General features: G+C 52.0%; 1 pseudogene. It reads left to right on the top strand.

What is annotated here, in order from left to right:
* Positions 1–2190, top strand: a pseudogene (locus tag QUB56_RS36745) (WD40 repeat domain-containing protein); the annotation flags it as partial.
* Between the last annotated feature and the right edge of the window lie 106 nt (positions 2191–2296).

Here is a 2296-nt window from a genome sequence, read left to right as displayed (position 1 = left end):
GCATTAGCGATCGCCCTCTTTTTCGGAACAGCAGCATTTTGGCAATATCGCCACGCAACCATAAGTGAGGTAGAAGCCATCGCCACTTCCTCAGAAGCCCTCTTCACCTTAGAGGAAAAATTAGACAGCCTCATTGCCGCAATCAAAGCCAAGCGCAAACTGCAACAACTCGGTGGGGCAAATCCCGCACTAGAAAATCGCGTGCAATTATTACTAGAGCAGGCCGTTTATGGAGCCTCGGAGTTCAACCGCTTTTGGGGACATCAGGCGACGACGTTTAGATTAGCAATCAGCCCCGACTCTGAGACAATTGCCTCATCAAGTATGGATAACACGGTCAAGCTCTGGAAGCGAGACGGCACTCTGCAAGCGACTTTTGCCAACAACGGCATGGTATGGAGAATGGCTTTTAGCCCCGACAGTAAAATCCTCGCTTGCGCCAGTGGAGACGGTACAGTTAAACTTTGGCAGCAAGACGGTACATCTTGGTCGGATCCCAAACTCCTACACGCCCTCAAGGGACACAGTACAGAGCTTTCGGGCCTAGCATTCAGCCCAGATGGCGAGACTTTAGCCGCATCCGGTCAGAATAACACCGTTAAACTCTGGAATAAAAACGGCACTTTATTAACCACCCTCGATAATGGCGCTGCGGTTCAAAGCCTTGCCTTTAGTCCCGACGGTGAGATGCTCGTTAGCGGAAATGGGGAGGGTACGATCCATTTGTGGAAAAAAGATGGCCAAGGCTGGGACAAAGCAAAGTTACTGCAAAGGTTTCCAGGCCATCAAGCTACTATTCGGGACATCGATTTCAGCCCACAGGGCGAAATATTCGCCTCTGCGAGCGTTGATGGTACGGTTAAACTTTGGCGCTCCCATGCCCCGGCAGGCAAAGAGCCACAGCCCCTACGCACCCTTAAGGGTCACGCATCTGGCGTTGAGGCTATAGATTTCAGTCCTGACGGTCAGATTATCGCCTCAGCCAGCGACGATCGAACCATCAAATTTTGGAGCAAAGACGCTAAAGAATTGGCAACTTTTGCAGGGCATCGCGATGCCGTGTGGGATATTCATTTCAGCCCTGACGGCACTTTCATTGCTTCGGTGGGTTTGAGAAATACCGTCAAACTTTGGCAGCCGAAAAACATCTTTTTCTTGCCCTTGCGCGCTCACAGCGCTGCTGTTTATGGTGCTGCTTTCGCTCCTGACGGTAAAATCGTCGCCACTGCAAGTCTTGATGGCACGGTGAAACTTTGGCAGCGAGATGGGGGGGCAGGCACGGAGCCCGAGCCCCTGCGGACTCTCAAGGAGGGCAAGGAAGCGGTTTGGAATGTGGCATTGAGTCCTGACGGTGAAGTCATTGTCATGGGGGGCGACAAAACAGTTAAACTTTGGCACAAGGACGGCAGATTGCTGAAAGTTTTGCAGGCACACAAAGGGTTAGTTTACGCAATTGCTTGGAGTCCTGACGGTAAAATGTTTGCCACCGCAAGTACAGACGGCACGGTAAAACTCTGGCAGCCAGACGGTGTGTTGCTGCGAACTCTGAAGCTAGATGGCAGCGGGTTTTGGGATGTGGCCTTTAGCCCTGATGGCGAAGCTCTAGCCGCCGGCAATGCTAATGGCGCGGTTCCGATTTGGAAGCGCGATGGCACTTTGTTGCAGGCTGTAGATGCCCATCAGGGTATGGTTTACGGAGTTAGTTTCAGTCCAACTGGCAAGACGATTGCCTCAGCGAGTCTCGATGGCACCGTCAAGCTCTGGAAATTCGATTACCGATCGACTTTTCAAGGCACCTCGCTTCCTCACAAGGCACTGCTCCTACGAACCTTCAAAGGTCACACGCAGGGAGTGCCGCAAGTTTCCTTTAGCCCGGATGGTGAAATTATCGCTACGGCAAGTCTGGACAACACGGTGAAACTCTGGAACTCTGAGGGCACCGCAGGCACTGAGTCCGAGCCCCTACGGACGCTCACCGGGCATACAGGTGGGGTGGTGGCAGTTGCTTTTAGTCCCGACGGCACCCAACTCGTCTCCACCAGCCTTGACCAAACCGCGATTTTGTGGAATGTGAAGCGAATTCTCAATACAGACCCCTTGACTTTTGGCTGCTTTCGCGTCCGGGATTACCTGCGGACTAATGCCGAAGTGAAGCAGGAGGACAAACATTTGTGCGATCGTATTCAGTAAATTAGAGTGAAGACAACCTAAAGCAGGTAATAGCTGGTAAAAGTATAGTCATCTATTACATGACATGGGAGGCATGGTGTCCCTCCCCTTTCGCTTTTACTTTGAG

This window comes from Microcoleus sp. AR_TQ3_B6, assembly GCF_036702785.1.
In the GTDB taxonomy this organism is placed as follows: domain Bacteria; phylum Cyanobacteriota; class Cyanobacteriia; order Cyanobacteriales; family Microcoleaceae; genus Microcoleus.
Note: the sequence above shows the minus strand (reverse complement) of the source record. Positions and strands in the feature narration are given on the sequence as shown.